Source organism: Gudongella sp. DL1XJH-153 (genome assembly GCF_049310905.1).
In the GTDB taxonomy this organism is placed as follows: Bacteria; Bacillota; Clostridia; order Tissierellales; family Tissierellaceae; genus Gudongella.
Genome location: NZ_JBMEMN010000068.1, coordinates 1 through 1898, shown reverse-complemented (window position 1 = coordinate 1898; position 1898 = coordinate 1). Strand labels below are relative to the sequence as shown.

The window sequence follows — 1898 nt, the reverse complement described above, 5'->3', positions numbered from 1 at the left end:
CGTCGAGTAGACTCTGTCTCGACTCCCTCCTTTCAAAGGAAATTCTTTGTATGTGGAGGGTTGAGTCTCAAGAACCCCTCACAGAACCGTACGTGCCCAATTAAGGCATACGGCTCTTCAGTAAGCCTTTCGCCTAAAAAGCACTTGTAAGATATACTTTAGGGTATTCAAGTGGATGAATTTTTAGGATTGCATAATATTTTCCCCAGGTTAACCACTCTGATTGATCACGTCTTTTCTTAGCTCTACACAGCTCATTCTTCACATATAAGAAGAACTTCTTCATGCCTATGTAGTTGCCGTAGATTCCATAATACCTGTAGTGACCTTGGAGTTTAATATTCAGTCTCCTTATCGTTTCTGGGATGCTTTCGTGCATATTTTCCCTCAACCACTTCTTTACCGCTTCTTTCTTCTGTCTCAACTTCTTCTTGCTCGTTCTGTGCAACACGCAGTATTTGCCCCAGTGACTTTTGGCATTGTAGTGCGTAAATCCTAGGAAGTCAAAGGATTCCTTTGTACCTCTGAATCTCCCGTAGGGGATTATCTTGCTTTTGTCTTCTGCTATCTCCAGCCCGAACTTCTTTAATCTTTCTCTTAGAAGGTTGAAAAACTTATGTGCTTCGTTTTCGTATTGAAACATGCAGACAAAATCATCTGCATATCTTACCATGTACATCTCGCCTTTAAACTCCCGATTTTTGATGTAGTCAAACCATAGGTCCAGTACATAGTGCAGGTATACATTTGCCATAATAGGCGAAATTAGTCCTCCTTGAACTGTTCCCTTGTCTGTTTCCAGTCGTTTTCCCTCTTCCATGACACCACCTATTAGAAATCTCTTGATGTATCTAAGAAAGTTCTTGTCAGCTATGTCGTGTTCCAGAAATGCCATCATCCAGTCGTGGCTAATGTTATCAAAGAATCCTTTGATATCAACATCTACCACATAATTTACCTTGTCTGCCATTATGTGCTTGTTTACCTTCTGAATGGCATCATGACAACTTCGATTTGGTCTGAATCCATATGAGAACTCTTTGAATTTTGGCTCATAGATTCCTTCAAGTATCTCCTTGAATGTTCCCTGCACAAGTTTGTCTTCAAATGAAGGTATCCCCAATCCCCTGACTTTGCCATCACCTTTCGGTATGTAGGCTCTTCTTACCGGATAAGGTCTATACGAGAACTTCTTCATCCTTGAGAGCAAGTCATCCAAATTCTCTTCCAGTTTCTCACCATACATTTCCTTTGTCACCTGGTCGATTCCTACGGCTTTTTTCCTCGGTTGCTTTTGATATATCTCTCTTAGTGTATCTTTATTGACATATCTCATCAGCGATTGTACTTTTTCATGTTTCTCTACAAAATTGGCTATTTCCGCTTTCTCATTTTCCATAGACATTTGCCTCTTAGTGCCTCCTATGTTTTGTTTGCAGAAGCTTCTTACTGTTAGTCCCTTTCCTCCAGTGTCATTACTACTTTCATTGGTACTATGGACTAATCCGACTCCCCAGTGGTCTTCGTCTGCACTCACCATTGCATTGGCCGATGCTTCCTACTGCTCTTTTGCAGAACCACCCGGGTCTCCCAGGTATGCCAGATATCTCATTGTCAGGTATGCCGTGCTCTCGGATCCCGGTATGTTTTCATAATCTCGCTTAACGATTAATCCTTGTTGATGACCCATGGAGGTATAAAGCCATCCCATACAATCGATAATATAACGGAACTCTATCACTTCACGCTTTTGCATTACGGCCTTCCTGCTCCCTGTCCTACGCTTAAACCTTATCGTTGGCCTTTAAGGCTCCAAGAACTCGGTACTGGCGACTTGCTAGGTCTTACCAGGCTGGATTCCCACCAGCTAAATATCTGTCACCGAACTGGCGCACACC

The 1898-nt window shown here is 42.3% G+C and carries 2 protein-coding genes; both read right to left on the bottom strand.

Annotated features, from left to right (window positions below; all coding sequences use genetic code 11):
• Positions 1-133 precede the first annotated feature (133 nt).
• Positions 134-1540: a group II intron reverse transcriptase/maturase gene (gene ltrA, locus ACOEN1_RS13340; protein ID WP_422487384.1), complete on the bottom strand. Its 1407-nt coding sequence runs from the start codon at positions 1538-1540 to the stop codon at positions 134-136.
• Between the two features lie 18 nt (positions 1541-1558).
• Complete coding sequence (locus ACOEN1_RS13335) at positions 1559-1711, bottom strand: hypothetical protein (protein ID WP_422487383.1); 153 nt, start codon at positions 1709-1711, stop codon at positions 1559-1561.
• Positions 1712-1898 lie beyond the last annotated feature (187 nt).